This is a genomic window from Pseudoalteromonas 'SMAR' (genome assembly GCF_048515945.1).
Classification (GTDB): domain Bacteria; phylum Pseudomonadota; class Gammaproteobacteria; order Enterobacterales; family Alteromonadaceae; genus Pseudoalteromonas.
On record NZ_JBLWMW010000011.1, the window covers coordinates 87,052 to 100,911 of the forward strand.

The following is a 13,860-nucleotide window of genomic DNA, read 5'->3' on the forward strand; positions in this document are numbered from 1 at the left end:
CTCGGCATTGCCGGGCTTTTTCAGTTAATGGAGTAATGACTTGCAGCAGCAAACCCAATTCCCAGCGAACGACCGTGGGCTCAGTTATGGCGATGGTTTCTTCACTACGGCGTTGATAAAAAATGGTAAGGCACAACTTTGGCCATTTCATCGGGCCAGGCTGTTAGAGTGCCAACAGCGCTTAGGCTTTCCGGCGTTGCCATGGCAGCAACTAGAGCAACAACTTGCTGAAGCCACCGCAGGGATAGCGCAAGGAGTTATCAAGATCCTTATTACTCGTGGCGTAGGGGGCAGAGGCTACCAAGCACCAGAGCGCGCAACGCCAGTATTTAATCTGCAAACCTTTGACTACCCTGAGCATTACCTGCGTTGGCAACAACAGGGGATCAGTTTGGCGATGAGTAATATTAAACTTGGCTTGCAGCCATTACTGGCAGGGTTAAAAACCTTAAACCGCTTAGAGCAGGTACTGGTTAAACAAGATGCTCAGCAATTTAGCGAAGAAGATGTGGTGGTGGCCAATATCAATGACCATATCATTGAAGCGTCGGCGGCCAACCTTATATTTATCAAACAAGGTAACATTTATACCCCTGATTTAAGCCTGTGTGGCATCCGCGGTGTGTATTTGGACTACCTCTCGAGTCAACTCAATATTCACAGTCAGAACGTCAACTTAGCCGAACTAAAACAAGCCGATGCCATCTATCTTTGCAATAGCTTAATGGCTTTGGTTCCCGTGCAGCGATTGCAAGAAAAGACGTTCGATATCGCCAAGACTCGGCAGTTACAGCAGCAATTTTTACAGGTGAAGGCATGATAAAAAAATTACTAGTATTGTTGCTTTTGCTGATTGCATCCGCAACCTGGTGGTTGTTATCAGTGGTGGAGCAGATGCAAAGCGAAAAGTTACTGCTGGATGAAACCTACACTGAGGTAAAAGCAGGAGAAACCTTTCGCCGCTTATGTCAACGCTGGCAACAGGTCGGGGCGATAGAAAGCTGCTTGCCTTACAATTTATACAGTAAACTGGCACCCCAGCAATTTGCATTGCAATCCGGTGTTTACCAGCTTAAAGGCAAGCCGGTTCTCGAGGCGTTAGCAATTATACGTCGCGGTCAGCAGCACCGCTTTAGTTTTACTATCATTGAGGGCGAAGCCATTTGGACGGTGACCAAAAAAATCGCCGCTGCGCCTTACTTAAATTATGATATTGATAACCTTAGTGAGCAGCTAGGGCTTCAGCAAGACAGCGCTGAAGGCTGGCTGTATCCCGATACCTATTATTATCATGGCAATGACTCGGCATTGGCGTTATTGCAGCGAGCGCACCAAAAAATGCAACAGGTTTTAGCGCAACAGTGGCAACAGCGAAAACCTGATCTACCATTGCAATCTCCTTATGAAGCGTTGATTTTAGCGTCGATTGTTGAAAAAGAAACAGGGGTGGATGGTGAGCGCAGCAAAGTCGCGTCAGTCTTTATTAATCGTCTTAGAAAAGGCATGCGCCTACAAACTGACCCAACCGTGATTTATGGCATTGGGGAGTCTTTTGACGGCGACATTAAACGCAAAGATCTGCGTCAGATGACGCCATACAACACCTATCGAATTGACGGTTTACCTCCCACGCCCATCGCCATGCCTTCGACAGCCGCGATCAAGGCCGCGTTGAATCCGCAGCAGACGGAATACTTTTATTTCGTCGCGTCGGGGACTGGGGGACATCAGTTTTCTAAAACCTTGGCCGAGCATAACCGTGCCGTGCAGCGCTACTTAAAACAGCAACAACAATAACTCAGTGTTACTTCGGAATGTTATTACTCATCGTCTACGGTGCTTAACCAGGCAACGGCGTCTTGCTGATTTTCAAAGTTACGCAGTTTAAGTTAATGCTTTTCGGCGAAAGCTTCGATGAGGCCACTCTTGGCATCTTTCGAAGAAACGATCCGAGCAATGGCGATACCGTCTAATACTTCATTAATTTTCTTTAACACGGTCAGCACGTTTGGGTAGTCGTAGGTAATATTGAGCTGTGAGACATCGATTAGCAAATGCTTAAAATCATTGCTTTTTAGGTAGTTGCCAAGGTTTTTATACATATTAACAATGTCGTCTTCGACACAATCACCATAAGCTGCAGCATGGATCAGTTTCTCTTTAAGGTCTATGGTGGTGCGATAGGAAAACTTCTTCATACGAGTTAAGCCAAGTAGTGTGCTTTATAACAGCATAGACTAAGATGGCTTAAATCACGAAAAAACCACTCCCTTTATGAGATCAGAGTGGCTAACGTTTAGGCCAGCTCTTCTGCTACTTCAGCAATCTTTTGGCGCAGCCACACATGACTGGCATCGCGGTGTAATAACGGGCTCCAGATCATGTCTAATTCAAAGGGCGGAATAGGAAAAGGTGGCTCTAATACGGTAAGCGTTGGATCCGCATGGTAAATGTTGGCCGCTTTTGATGGCAAGGTAGCGATGAGGTTTTGCTCTTTGGCCAAGTGGATAGCCACATGGTAGTTACGGGTGAAGGTGGCGATATTACGATGCTTACCAAAGTGGGCTAGGGCCTCATCGACCCAACCAAGCTTTTGCACATCAGCAGGGTCCATTCCGACACCAACGCCAAAGCCCGTTTTACTCACCCAAATATGGCGTGACTTTAGGTAAGCATCAAGAGTGAAATTAGTAATAACAGGGTTATCCGATTTTACTAAGCAACAAAAGCTATCCTTCCAAATTCGCTTGTGGTGAAACGACTGAGGTAAGTTTTCAAAGCGGTTTATGGCCATATCGACCTTGCCATTTTCTACATCATGAAAGGTAACATCACTGGGCGTTAATATATCTAAGGTGGTGTCAGGCGCTTCTTCGTGAAGCTTACTGAGTAAGCGTGGCGCGAGGGTACTGGCAGCATAATCACTGGCCATGATACGAAAAACACGGTTACTCACTGCTGCTTCAAACTCACGGTTTGGGGCAAGGGTTTCTTCTAAGGTCATTAAAATGCCACGGATCACTGGCTGCAACTCTAGCGCGCGCTCAGTGGGTACCATGCCTTCGCTGGTGCGAACTAAAATCGGGTCGTTAAACAAGTTTCGTAGTCGTTTTAGGCCGTTACTCATGGCAGGCTGGGTGATACTAAGTTGGTTTGCCGCCTTAGTCACATTGCACTCTCGTAGCAGGGTATCTAAATAGACCAGCAGGTTTAAGTCGATTTTACTAATGTTCACTTAGGTTTCCTTTGTATTATTATTTTTGCTGCCATGCTGTAAAAAACGTTTATGTTGTGGATAAGGGTAAATGTGTTTTACCAATTTATCCTTTATATATTGTTGTGCCTGTTGCCAAAAATGCACTTCAGCTAAGTCAGCATGGTGACGTAGAAACAGCTCCTTTAGTTTAGGGTTTGTTAGCACGAATGTACACAGCTGTTCAGGAAAGACATCTTGCGGTGCACTGGAAACGTCACCACCACTATAAAAGTCATCGAGGCCCTGAGTTGTTGGCAAGGCGCGAAAGCTCATATCGGTCAGGTATTGAACTTCATCGTAATCATAAAAAATAACGCGATGATGCTTACTCACTCCGAAATTTTTCAGTAGCATATCACCAGGGAAAATATTAACCGCCAACATTTCTTTTAAGGCATTGCCGTAATCTTTCATCACCACTTCACAGGCCTTATCATCGGCATGCTGGATAAATAAGTTCAGTGGCGTAATGCGGCGTTCAATGTATAAATGTTTGATCACTAGATTGACTCCCTCAACACGAATGCTGTTGGCGATGGAGCTAAGTAGCTGTTGATAGAGCTGCTCCCCAATGCGCTTTATGGGGATCACCACATCGGAGTACTCCAACGTATCTGCCATGCGGCCCACGCGATCATGACGTTTTACGAGCTGATAGCGAGACAGCACCGTGTCTCGGTTGAAGGGTTTTGATTCTGGGAATTTGTCACGAATGACCTTAAACACATAAGGAAAACTTGGCAAGGTAAACACCATCATCACCATACCAGGGGTACCGGCTGCCACTTCAAATTGTTCATCTGAGGTGGCAAGGTGATGTAAAAACTCACGATAAAACTCCGTTTTACCTTGCTTGTGGAAGCCGATGGCATTATAAAGCTCGGCCTTGGTTTTATTAGGCATGAGTTGATTAAGAAACTTAACCAAAGCAGATGGCGCATGAGTTGTTACTAAAAAATAAGCGCGCGCAAAACCAAAAATAACCCGCATTTGTGAGCTGTTGGTAAGTAGTGCATCAATCATTAAGCCACCATCAGGCCCGTGCAGTACAGAAATAATAAAGGGTTGCACTCCTGACTTTGACACCACTCTGCCGACGATATACGCCCCCTTATTACGGTAAAATGGGGCTCTTAAAATATCAAAACGCATCAAATGGCTGCGATGATGGGTATTTGGCGCTTGCTTTAAAAAGGCTTTTACTAACAGCCTAATATCCCGATCCAGATCTTCAAATTCACAGTGAAAATCGATTTGTTCGATGATGTTTTTAATGGTGGGCTTAAGGCCATGTTCAACGGGAAAGTAACTGCGATATTCCGCTTCTACTGGGAGTGCGGTGGCGTTGGCCAGTTGCGTTTCAACGAAGATAAAGTCGCTGTTATAGTATTTGCGATGAAATAGTCGGCAAAATACTGAATTGTAGAAGGTTTCGGCCAGTTCTGGCTGCGGATGAAAAGACAAACGCTCGAAATAGGCTTGCTTTACTGCATACCACAGTGGCTTATCCAGTTCTCTACTGCCATGGTGCTGACTAAGTTGTTGTGCCGTCTCATCCACTTTGCTGTCATACTGAATAATTCGAGCTTTACTTATACGGTCTATTTCGCCCCAGTTTTGCTGGGCAAAAGCCTGTGGGGCCTTGCTCGTTACCGCTTGAAAAGCCTGAAAGTGTTTTTGAAATCCACTGAGTATTTGTTCGGCCAGTTGCTCTGCTTGCATGCTATCCCTCGAACTGTCATTGCTTTATCACATCGCCAGTGTTGATGACCCAACAGTACATACAAAACAAAATGAAATGGCGGCAAGGGGTGGATCAACACTACTACCAATCTGCATTAATACTTGCTCAACTTGAGGGAGCAAACCCGACGCTAACTGCGTTAAAAATTTTTTATTTAGAACAACTAAATAGCAAAATTTCGCCTAGTTATCGACAGAATTTTTCTTGCCCCAAATAAACCACTTAATTAAGCGAATTGATTTTAACACTTTACTAAGGATTGTTGCATTTGTCACCTGGTTGTACCAGTAGGCTAGCCAGTAAATCAACATAATTTGCTGCGTGCGTGTGCCGACTGCACTCGATGGCGTAAAAGCGTTAACTCGGGAAGCGATGCCATTACTCAGGCACTGTTATTGATAGTGACTGAGTTTTTTTTCTAGGCGAGCTATCTCTTTATTTAAGCGTTTTATTGCTTTGCGATGACGCTTGTTAATGGCTTTAACCTTAGAGCGGACAATTTTACTTTGGCGCCGCTGTTCATTATCGCTCATTAATCTGTTTAAGCTATCTTGCTGCTCTTTAATGGCGCGATCTTTATCACGATTGAGAATGGCATGCTCATGGCGCTTTGCACGTAAGGCACGTTCAAGGTTGGTGATTATTTGTTTCTTTTCTAGGTTGTTGAGAGTTTTATAAAACTGCTCTCGAGGTACCGGAATTTTTGGATCTGTGGTGGTGATGGTATGCTCTGTGGCGTTACCTGCACAGCGAAACTGGCTATACACTACTCCACGCTCAGTAGTGCATTTATAATATTTAGTCGTTTCAGCCTGGGCTGCGCTTGAAACTAAGAGGAAAAAGCAGCAAAAAATCGTTAGCTTGTTCATATTTCATCCTTGAAAACGAGTACGTATATATAGCGTAGATGACATAGCCTTGACATCAAGTTTACTGTTCAGGTGGAGTGCTATACTTTTTCAACGTTTTTATGCTTTGGATTAAAAACGGCACATCTAAATTACCATCCAGCACAAACCCTTCTTTGGCTGACATTTGCTTGAAGCTTCCATCTTGATTGACCAAGGTGATCTTATCTTTTTTATAGGCAACCAATACACCCTGAGTAAAATTAACCCCTTCGGCATGGGGTCTAGTAGTTACGTCAGAGGCCAACATGCTTTGTTTGGCAATATCACGGCAACCAAAGTAGGAACTGAGCAGGGTATACATGATATCGTTGGGTTGTACTAATCCAGATACCTCGTTGAATTGTGCAATATTCGTTAACGCCGTTGTGGTGACCACGGTGGTGCTATGATCACTGATATCAAGGGCAACAAAGGGTTGCTTGGTATCCGCAGCAGATAACTCGGCAACGGTTTTAATCTTAATCGGTGCCTTTGGATCATTGGCAATAAATGGATAGCTTGTGTTCTCGGCACTGAGCATATCCGTGACCAAAGCCCACATAGGCGCCTGTTGTTGCAAGACAATGGAGTCTTTGTAATAACTGGGTAAGCCGTAAATAAGGCTAAACTCAGCATCACTGCTGTTACCTGCACGCAATACTGACTCCAGTTTAATGGCGTGTTGTGACTCTGCCATATCATTCAGCAGCGCTTGGTAAGGCTTAGCGTCAGTGAATAAATAAATCGTCACCGCAGGTGTATCGGTAACCTTGCAGCTCGCTGTGACTAAAGGTGGCTGATAGGTCGATTGCTTATCACTTAACTCCAGCGAGCGCGCTTGTTCATAGCGCTCTAAATCGAGCAAGTCGTGGCGAGCTAGTAATGTTTTTGCTGTGGTTGGGTAAGATAACGGCAACACGTTATCTTGCTTAGTGATATCGAAAAAAGCGTTGGCATCTGCCCAAATGTGCAGGCTGTGGCTTAGGGCAAAGCAGGTCACTATGGTACCCGAGGCATAGCGAGGGAATTTCAGCGACTTCAGCTCAGCCAAATGGCGCCAAGCGTAATTGCCAGCTAAAAGTTCGAATGTCAGTACCGCGACAATAATCGTCAGTGCAATGACAACATTAAACCACGAAGAGCCGAGAATGGTTTGCAAAAGTAGGGTAATAATATCGGACAAAGAAGCGGGGTTAATGTGATACCCCAAACGCAGATAAACAAAGGCATCTATCATTAAAATAATAATGCCAGTGGTGGCAGTGACTGCTGCCATTCCTCGTATATGCCGCGGGTAAGGAAAGACCAAACTAAGCGGGAAAATGGTTAACACAAAGGCACAGAAGGTGATAAAACTGGTATGACTTAGCCAGGTGATCAGCATGTAAAACCAACCAACCAAGGTACTTGGGGCCTTATCGGCGGCCAGGTAGACTAAGCTAATCAGCATAACCAGCCCGATGTTAGCAAAGGTAAACCAGTGCCCCCAACTGAGCAGTTGGCTAGCTTTAGACGAAAACGGGCTGTGCGGTGTTAGATTCATTCCGTTACTTTACTGATTGAGTGAGCGCTTTGGCAAAATTTTCAGCAACAGATTCTCGCTTCGCTTCTGGAACATGTTCTTTTAGGATGTGCGTGATAGAATTACCTAAACACATCAAGCTGAGATCAACTGGTGCATTTTGCGAGCTTAATACGTTGATTAATTGGTCAACAATTTCTTCTACTTGTTCATTGGAATACTTTGATTGGATAGGCATCAGTTGGTTCAATAATTTAAAAGCAATAATTTTTACATTTTAACATTAGAGGCGTGAAAAACAAAGATGAGCGTTGAGGTAAAAAAACTAGTTGTACATTATGTCGACAAACAAGATGACGATACCGAAATTCACCTGCGTGACGACGAGATGCAAATCAATGATCGCGTCAATGTTTTTATTGAGCAACTGCATCATGCTTACAATGGCAAACCGGGCAAGGGCTTTTGCGCCTTCAGTGGCGAAAAAAGCAGTGTTGTTGCTTCGGCCATGCAAAGCTATCGTAACAACGAATTACACTTTTGGAACTTGACCCAAGAAGCCACCAATGTGCTTAAAGAAGAGCTAAATAAGTATGCCTTTAATGAAACGGGGTATTTGGTTTTTTGCCATTACCAATACGTTGCCAGTAATTTCATCTTAATTGCATTAATTAATATTAAAGAGCACTACACCATTACCTCGGACTTAGATCTTTCTGCAGCAAAGCACTTAGACATTGCTAAAATGCAACTGGCGGCACGAATTGATTTAGATGCCTGGGACACGCAAGCCGATGAAAATCGCTACATTTCCTTTATTAAAGGACGAGCCGGACGCAAAGTAGCAGACTTCTTCTTAGACTTTTTAGGCTGTGAAGAAGGCATTGATCCTAAGCAGCAGTCGCAAACCATGTTGCATGCGGTAGAGGACTACTTAGCGGCCCAAGATTATCAAAAGGAAGAAAAGGACGATCTCCGCAAAGAAGTGTTTGATTATTGCAATGATTGCATTTCTGCAGGCGATGATGCTGAAATTGGCTCACTCTCTGAAACCCTCTCTAAATCCAGCGAGGTTAAATTTGAAGACTTCTACAAAGAGCAAGGTTACGAACTAGAAGAAAGCTTCCCCGTCGATAAAAAGACCGTTACTAGCATGGTTAAGTTTTCAGGCATGGGCGGTGGTGTGAGTGTTGGCTTTGAGCGTAAGCATCTGGGTGAGCGAGTGGTGTATGATGCCGCCACGGATACCCTGACAATCAAAGGCGTGCCGCCCAACCTTAAAGACCAAATTGAACGCTATTACAACGAGGAACCTTAACCTCTAGCTAATTTTTCATGATAGCGAATAATAAGCAGCCGAAAGGCTGCTTTTTTAGTTTTAATTGCAAAAAATACAAATCAATTAGCACTCTAGTTATTTTTTATAGCATTTTTTTAAATTTAACTATACTTGGTCTGTAGTACTTGTAGAACAAGCAATTGGGATGATTCAACGATGAATATGAAATTAGCATTAGGTTGTACCCTTTGCTTGGCCAGCTTTTATAGCCAAGCCGAAGTTAACTTTTCAGGATTTGCCAGTATTAATGCCGGTAAAGTGTTAAGTGGAACAGGAGTGCCACAATTTGGAATTAATGAGCCAACCTTTTTGGCTGATTACCCTATCGTCAGTGTTTACAATGAGGACATTTCATTTGAACCAGAAACCCTAATGGGCTTGCAGTTTAGCTCCGATCTTACCGAAGGCCTTAGCGTTAAGGGCAAATCGTTGCCCGCGGTGCTAATGACTTCGATGCCAAGTTTGAATGGGCCTACTTATCCTACGACATAAACGAGAACTGGACATTCCAGGCGGGTAAAAAACGTCTGCCGTTGTTTTATTATTCTGACTTTTACGATGTTGGTTATGCCTATGTCTGGATGCGGGCGCCTGCCGATAATTACACTTGGCAAATCTTCAACTATAACGGCGTAAACTTGCTCTACAGTGTCAGCATTGGCGACTGGTCATTAAGCGGCAACATTTATGCCGGTAAAGAAGACGATGAAGAGAACAAGTTGCTCAGTGATTTCTTCTTCCGCGAACCGACGCGAGAAATATGGAAAGACATCGTCGGGGGAGTCATTCAAACCAGTAACGACTGGTTAGAGGTGCGCCTAACTCACATGCAATACACTAATCAGCGCTATCGTGGCGGAGAGCCGGTGCTTTGGAATGGCAGTGACGAGCGTGATGGTAAGTTTTATGGCTTGGCGGTGAATGCCGACTGGGGTGACTTTTTCATTTTATCTGAGCTCAATCGTCTCGACCTCGATGGCAATCTTGATACCAGTATGATCACGTTAGGATACCGCTTCGACTCCATCACACCCTTTGTCTCTTATGCTGATTTTGAAGGCGAGGGCGTTGATGCCGAAAGCCACGAAACCACGTCAATTGGTTTACGCTGGGACTTTCACTATGCCGCGGCATTTAAAATCCAGTATGACGAGGTTGATGATAATTCTGTAGGTCTGGCGGTGGCCGGTGATAGTAAAGCCATCACCATTGGCGTAGACATGGTTTTTTAAGGAGCAAGACATGAAAAAATTATTAATGCTTACTCTTCTATGCAGCACATTCAGTGCCATGGCCGTGGATGTTATTGTCAACCCAGCGAATGGTTCGGCGTTAGATGAGAATGAAATCAGAAAGATATTTATTGGTAAGTCAAAATCTTTTTCAGATGGCTCAAAAGCCTTGCCTATTACCCAGGTCGAAGGCTCTGCGATCACTGATGAATTTAATCAAAAGGTACTGAATAAGTCTTCGAGCCAGCTAAAGGCCTATTGGTCTAAATTAGTGTTTACCGGAAAAGGAACGCCGCCGAAAGAGGCAGAAAATGATGCCGAGGTGATAAAGTTAGTGGCCAGCAACCCCAACCTTATTGGCTTTGTGTCATCGGGTGCTGCTGATGGCAGTGTAAAGGTAGTGAAGTCCTTCTAACACATACTGAGTTGGGGCGGTTTAGCCCCAGCTCCTTTGTAAACCTTCAAATTATAAGTGGCTGTACGAAAACAGGAAAAGTACAGCCATCTCTAACACCTCGTTCTGTTGGCTTGTTGTCCTCGTGACGGGGTTCTGTTCCCGTCCGTTGGCGCTGACTGACTTCTCAATGTCGCTCAAAGGAAAGTAATTAAAAGAAAGGGCGCTGCCAACATCACACTAATACCCGTTTGGTTAATTAAAGGGTCGATTTTGAGGCAAGTAAATCTTGGCAATAACACCGCTCCCGCTTTCTGATATCGCCAAGGTACCTGCATCCATGCTGGCAAGGCAAAATTTTTGCGATTTGATAGTGCTAAATAATAAATGTTTAACGTAGTTAATGGCTGCGCTTTGAAACATTTATTAATGACGGCACCTTTTACGTCTGTGTATTTTGTTCGTTGTCCTCGTGACGGATTTCGACGCCCGTCCATGGGCGCCGACTTACTTTTCTTTGCCGCCCAAAGAAAAGTAAGCAAAAGAAAGGGCGCTCCCAACATCACACCGGGAACCTCAAGTCAGCAGCCAATGTTAACGTTACCAGCATGTTAGGGCCGTCCTTGGCCCTGACATGCTTTTTCGCGCTTCCCTGCGCGAAATAGGTTAATTGGCTGCTGACTTGAGGGTATGATGAGGGAGGGGGGCGTTGCTGTTGGTTGCTGTTTTAATCCGCTCATAATTTCATTGCTAAAAATTAATGACGCCTATCGCTATTTCCTACGGTGACATTACCTTATTAGTAAAATACAAATTCATGATGGTTATCAGCTATTAAAGCCACTCTCCCAATCGGCGGTGAGAGGTAGAGTCAGTTCGGCTGTGCAGATCCACAGAAGCTTGCCAAAGTGTGAAAAAGTAGGTTTAATGGACTCATAAATCTCCCAATCGGCGGTGAGAGGTAGAGTCAGTTCGGCTGTGCAGATCCACAGAAGCTTGCCAAAGTGTGAAAAAGTAGGTTTAATGGACTCATAAATAACGTTGTTCAGGCAGGGAGCGAGTCAGGTTATAACGTTTAATTCCAAAAATGGTTCAGATTAACAGCCACTCAGCAATAGCAAGTCCCCACAGCATAAACCACAGCATAAACCACAGCATAAACCACAGCAGCCGGATACGGCGTGCAGGTCGCAGCCTAGTTCAACAATCGATTATGCTACTGCGTACGCATGAATACTAAAGCGTTAGCTGAAATTAAGAAGTTCTCACTATGAAATATAATAAGCAGCAAATAAATGGGGATTCAGGGGAATACCTATTGGCATACAAATTCACTCACGTTTTAGGGTGGCCTTGTCGTTTATATGGTCAAGATTTAGGCGTCGACGCAGAGGTTGAAATACTTGATGAATCTGGAATCTCCACAGGCGACATAATAAAAATTCAAGTTAAAGCCGTTGATAGTATTTCTACATTAGATAAAACATCAATTTATGTTGATGATAGACATATCGAATATTGGAAAAAGTTCTGCCTTCCTGTGATTGTTTGTTGCGTAGATCTATCAACGGAAAAAATTTACTGGAAACAAGTTACTGCTACTGAAGCATATTCAACTTCAGGGGCTTCAAAAAAAGTAAACTTTTGCCTAAACCATAACCTCTTTAGCAGTGATTCAAAGAGTAAGTTTAAAGAGCTCGTATCGCCCAACGAAACAAATAATATTCAAGATCTTTTCAGTGAGGCAAAGTCTTTAGTTGGAAAACTTCCAGTAGGGAGTGGTCATTATTCCGACTTTGATAGGATTGATGTTGATAAAGCTATATGCGGTGAGATAGAGGAAAAGCTGAAAGAGTTAGAGTCTATTTTGGCACGCTACCCCTGGAAGGTGAGTGCCTTTGCTTTGCAAGAGATGAATTGGATCAGAGACAAGGTAAGAACCACAAAAATTGATATGAATTATTACTATACAAGCATGGTTGAAGGCAGCTAACAATCGCATTAAAGCCGCCCCATTACACGCTTGCTGGGCCGGTACAAGGCCGAAAAGACTAGCAAGCGCGTAATGGGCGCCTTATGCGGGCGTTAAATTAATGAGGAGCAACTGTGGAAGTTGTAAATATTGCGGAATATAGTGATGAGGTAGTTCTTCACTTTGGTGGTGAACGCAAAAAAATCAATGCGTACACACTTGCGACTTCTTTGGTATCTCTTAGTGATGCTATTAAAGAAGCAAATGCAATTATTAACCCTGGCTATGAAGTAGAGATACTAGTAGAGGCGTTTGGCGAGGGGAGCTTTAGAGCTAAGGTTAAAACGGTTTACGGTGGTTTAAAAAATATTTTCAGTGCAAATCGTGTTGAAGCTGTAGCTATTGGTATTGTCACATCATTTATCTACCAGCATACACTAGCGCCAGACTCTGATGTAAATGTAATCATAGATGATACTCAGGTTATAATTGAGCAGGGTGATAAGACTATCGTTGTACCTAAAACGATCTACGATGCCCAAAAAGAAGTCGAAAAGTCTGAGAAGTTTCGAAAGAGTATTTCTAAATCAATACAGGCTGTTGATAAAGACAAGAATATATCTAGCTTTGGCTTCACTCGAAACATCGATGACAAATCACCAGATATAGAGATTCTTCGCAAACATTTTGCATTGCTAACATCGCCTCTAGAAATTGAGGAACCGCAACGAGAAATTAATGAAGTGGCAGAGCTTCAAATAAAAAGGGCAATACTCGAACGGTCAAAAAGAAAATGGGAATTCATCTGGCGAGGCATAAAAATCTCAGCTCCAGTATCTGATCAGCAGTTCTATGACGACTTTTTTGCTCATAAAATCACGGTCGCCCCGGGAGACTCACTTGATGCAGTACTAACGATTTCCCAAGTTAGGGATGAAGATACAGGTATATATACAAACTCAAAATATGAAGTAAAGACAGTGCATCGGCATATACCAAGAGCCTCTCAAGTTGAGATTGATGCATAAATTCATTTAACAAATAAGGATTGGCCGTGAGGGCGTTCAAAGTTCTGTGATGAAATCAATAATTGGTAAACTGGATGTGTTAAGCGTGTTTGCAGCGTGGGCACTTGTAATAGGTTTCTTTGTATCTCTGGCCTATGGAAAATTATTTTCTGGACTTAGTGCGAGTGCTATTCATTTAGCTTATTTGTTTGGGGCATTCATTTGCGCAGTTTTAATTCATATTGTTTTGGCATTTTTTAACCGTTGCCCACATTGTAATAAGTGTTTAACTGTTCAAGGTTTTAAAAATACTCATCTAGCATCAAGTGGGAGCTGGGATAAAGTTGTTTTGCGTTGGTTTTCGGGTTCAATTGTTTGTATTCATTGCGGGCAAAGAGTGGCAACAAATAGCTTATAACAAATAAGGATAGGGCGCAGTCAGCCCTTTGGGTAGTGTTTAGAAATCTGTGTCATTTCACTAGAATACACAAAAGAGGAATGATA

At 43.5% G+C, this 13,860-nt stretch carries 13 protein-coding genes and 1 pseudogene; 8 read left to right on the plus strand and 6 right to left on the minus strand.

The features are described from left to right. The first annotated feature begins 40 nt into the window (after nt 1-40). Both pabC and mltG read left to right on the plus strand, forming a co-directional pair. The gene (pabC, locus tag ACNKW2_RS07075; RefSeq protein WP_419147922.1) at nt 41-820 is read left to right on the plus strand and encodes an aminodeoxychorismate lyase; all 780 of its coding nucleotides are present in this window, start codon (nt 41-43) and stop codon (nt 818-820) included. After that, nucleotides 817-1,797, plus strand: coding sequence for an endolytic transglycosylase MltG (gene mltG, locus ACNKW2_RS07080; RefSeq protein WP_419147923.1), 981 nt, complete (start codon nt 817-819; stop codon nt 1,795-1,797). The genes pabC and mltG overlap by 4 nt, the downstream gene beginning before the upstream one ends. A 92-nt stretch (nt 1,798-1,889) precedes the next feature. Here mltG and ACNKW2_RS07085 read toward each other — a convergent pair whose 3' ends face one another. The 6 genes from ACNKW2_RS07085 to ACNKW2_RS07110 all read right to left on the minus strand — a co-directional run bounded on the left by ACNKW2_RS07085 (nt 1,890) and on the right by ACNKW2_RS07110 (nt 7,650). Further along, the gene (locus tag ACNKW2_RS07085; RefSeq protein ID WP_419147924.1) at nt 1,890-2,198 is read right to left on the minus strand and encodes a hypothetical protein; all 309 of its coding nucleotides are present in this window, start codon (nt 2,196-2,198) and stop codon (nt 1,890-1,892) included. Nucleotides 2,199-2,296: 98 nt separating this feature from the next. Beyond that, nucleotides 2,297-3,235: a LysR family transcriptional regulator gene (locus ACNKW2_RS07090; protein ID WP_419147925.1), complete on the minus strand. Its 939-nt coding sequence runs from the start codon at nt 3,233-3,235 to the stop codon at nt 2,297-2,299. Beyond that, a complete protein-coding gene (gene aceK / locus ACNKW2_RS07095; RefSeq protein WP_419147926.1) occupies nt 3,236-4,978 on the minus strand; it encodes a bifunctional isocitrate dehydrogenase kinase/phosphatase in 1,743 nt (580 codons plus the stop codon). A 414-nt stretch (nt 4,979-5,392) separates the two neighbouring features. Further along, nucleotides 5,393-5,869 carry a DUF4124 domain-containing protein gene (locus ACNKW2_RS07100; RefSeq protein WP_419147927.1) on the minus strand — a complete coding sequence of 159 codons (477 nt, stop codon included), beginning with the start codon at nt 5,867-5,869 and terminating at the stop codon, nt 5,393-5,395. 61 nt (nt 5,870-5,930) lie between these two features. Then, complete coding sequence (locus ACNKW2_RS07105) at nt 5,931-7,433, minus strand: DUF3413 domain-containing protein (protein WP_419147928.1); 1,503 nt, start codon at nt 7,431-7,433, stop codon at nt 5,931-5,933. A 4-nt stretch (nt 7,434-7,437) separates the two neighbouring features. Then, nucleotides 7,438-7,650, minus strand: coding sequence for a YejL family protein (locus tag ACNKW2_RS07110; RefSeq protein WP_336566070.1), 213 nt, complete (start codon nt 7,648-7,650; stop codon nt 7,438-7,440). 66 nt (nt 7,651-7,716) lie between these two features. Between ACNKW2_RS07110 and yejK the strand changes: the two genes are divergently transcribed. From yejK to ACNKW2_RS07140, 6 genes and pseudogenes are all read left to right on the plus strand, one after another. Further along, nucleotides 7,717-8,730, plus strand: a complete 1,014-nt coding sequence (gene yejK / locus ACNKW2_RS07115; RefSeq protein ID WP_419147929.1) for a nucleoid-associated protein YejK — start codon at nt 7,717-7,719, stop codon at nt 8,728-8,730. Between the two features lie 177 nt (nt 8,731-8,907). Further along, nucleotides 8,908-9,983, plus strand: a pseudogene (locus ACNKW2_RS07120) (porin). Nucleotides 9,984-9,993: 10 nt separating this feature from the next. Beyond that, nucleotides 9,994-10,398, plus strand: coding sequence for a type 2 periplasmic-binding domain-containing protein (locus tag ACNKW2_RS07125; RefSeq protein ID WP_419147930.1), 405 nt, complete (start codon nt 9,994-9,996; stop codon nt 10,396-10,398). Between the two features lie 1,249 nt (nt 10,399-11,647). Next, entirely contained in the window at nt 11,648-12,370 is a 723-nt protein-coding gene (locus ACNKW2_RS07130) for a DUF4365 domain-containing protein (RefSeq protein WP_419147931.1), read from the plus strand. 113 nt (nt 12,371-12,483) lie between these two features. Beyond that, complete coding sequence (locus ACNKW2_RS07135) at nt 12,484-13,377, plus strand: LAPAL motif-containing putative phage structural protein (protein WP_419147932.1); 894 nt, start codon at nt 12,484-12,486, stop codon at nt 13,375-13,377. 49 nt (nt 13,378-13,426) lie between these two features. Then, entirely contained in the window at nt 13,427-13,774 is a 348-nt protein-coding gene (locus ACNKW2_RS07140; RefSeq protein ID WP_419147933.1) for a hypothetical protein, read from the plus strand. Nucleotides 13,775-13,860 lie beyond the last annotated feature (86 nt).

Excerpts from the sequence above, each read along its gene's own strand:
- ACNKW2_RS07085 (WP_419147924.1), bottom strand. The coding sequence starts at position 2,198 with ATGAAGAAGTTTTCCTATCGCACCACCATAGACCTTAAAGAGAAACTG.
- ACNKW2_RS07100 (WP_419147927.1), bottom strand. The coding sequence starts at position 5,869 with ATGAACAAGCTAACGATTTTTTGCTGCTTTTTCCTCTTAGTTTCAAGC.
- ACNKW2_RS07130 (WP_419147931.1), top strand. The coding sequence starts at position 11,648 with ATGAAATATAATAAGCAGCAAATAAATGGGGATTCAGGGGAATACCTA.
- ACNKW2_RS07110 (WP_336566070.1), bottom strand. The coding sequence starts at position 7,650 with ATGCCTATCCAATCAAAGTATTCCAATGAACAAGTAGAAGAAATTGTT.
- ACNKW2_RS07125 (WP_419147930.1), top strand. The coding sequence starts at position 9,994 with ATGAAAAAATTATTAATGCTTACTCTTCTATGCAGCACATTCAGTGCC.
- ACNKW2_RS07140 (WP_419147933.1), top strand. The coding sequence starts at position 13,427 with ATGAAATCAATAATTGGTAAACTGGATGTGTTAAGCGTGTTTGCAGCG.
- ACNKW2_RS07105 (WP_419147928.1), bottom strand. The coding sequence starts at position 7,433 with ATGAATCTAACACCGCACAGCCCGTTTTCGTCTAAAGCTAGCCAACTG.
- aceK (WP_419147926.1), bottom strand. The coding sequence starts at position 4,978 with ATGCAAGCAGAGCAACTGGCCGAACAAATACTCAGTGGATTTCAAAAA.
- mltG (WP_419147923.1), top strand. The coding sequence starts at position 817 with ATGATAAAAAAATTACTAGTATTGTTGCTTTTGCTGATTGCATCCGCA.
- yejK (WP_419147929.1), top strand. The coding sequence starts at position 7,717 with ATGAGCGTTGAGGTAAAAAAACTAGTTGTACATTATGTCGACAAACAA.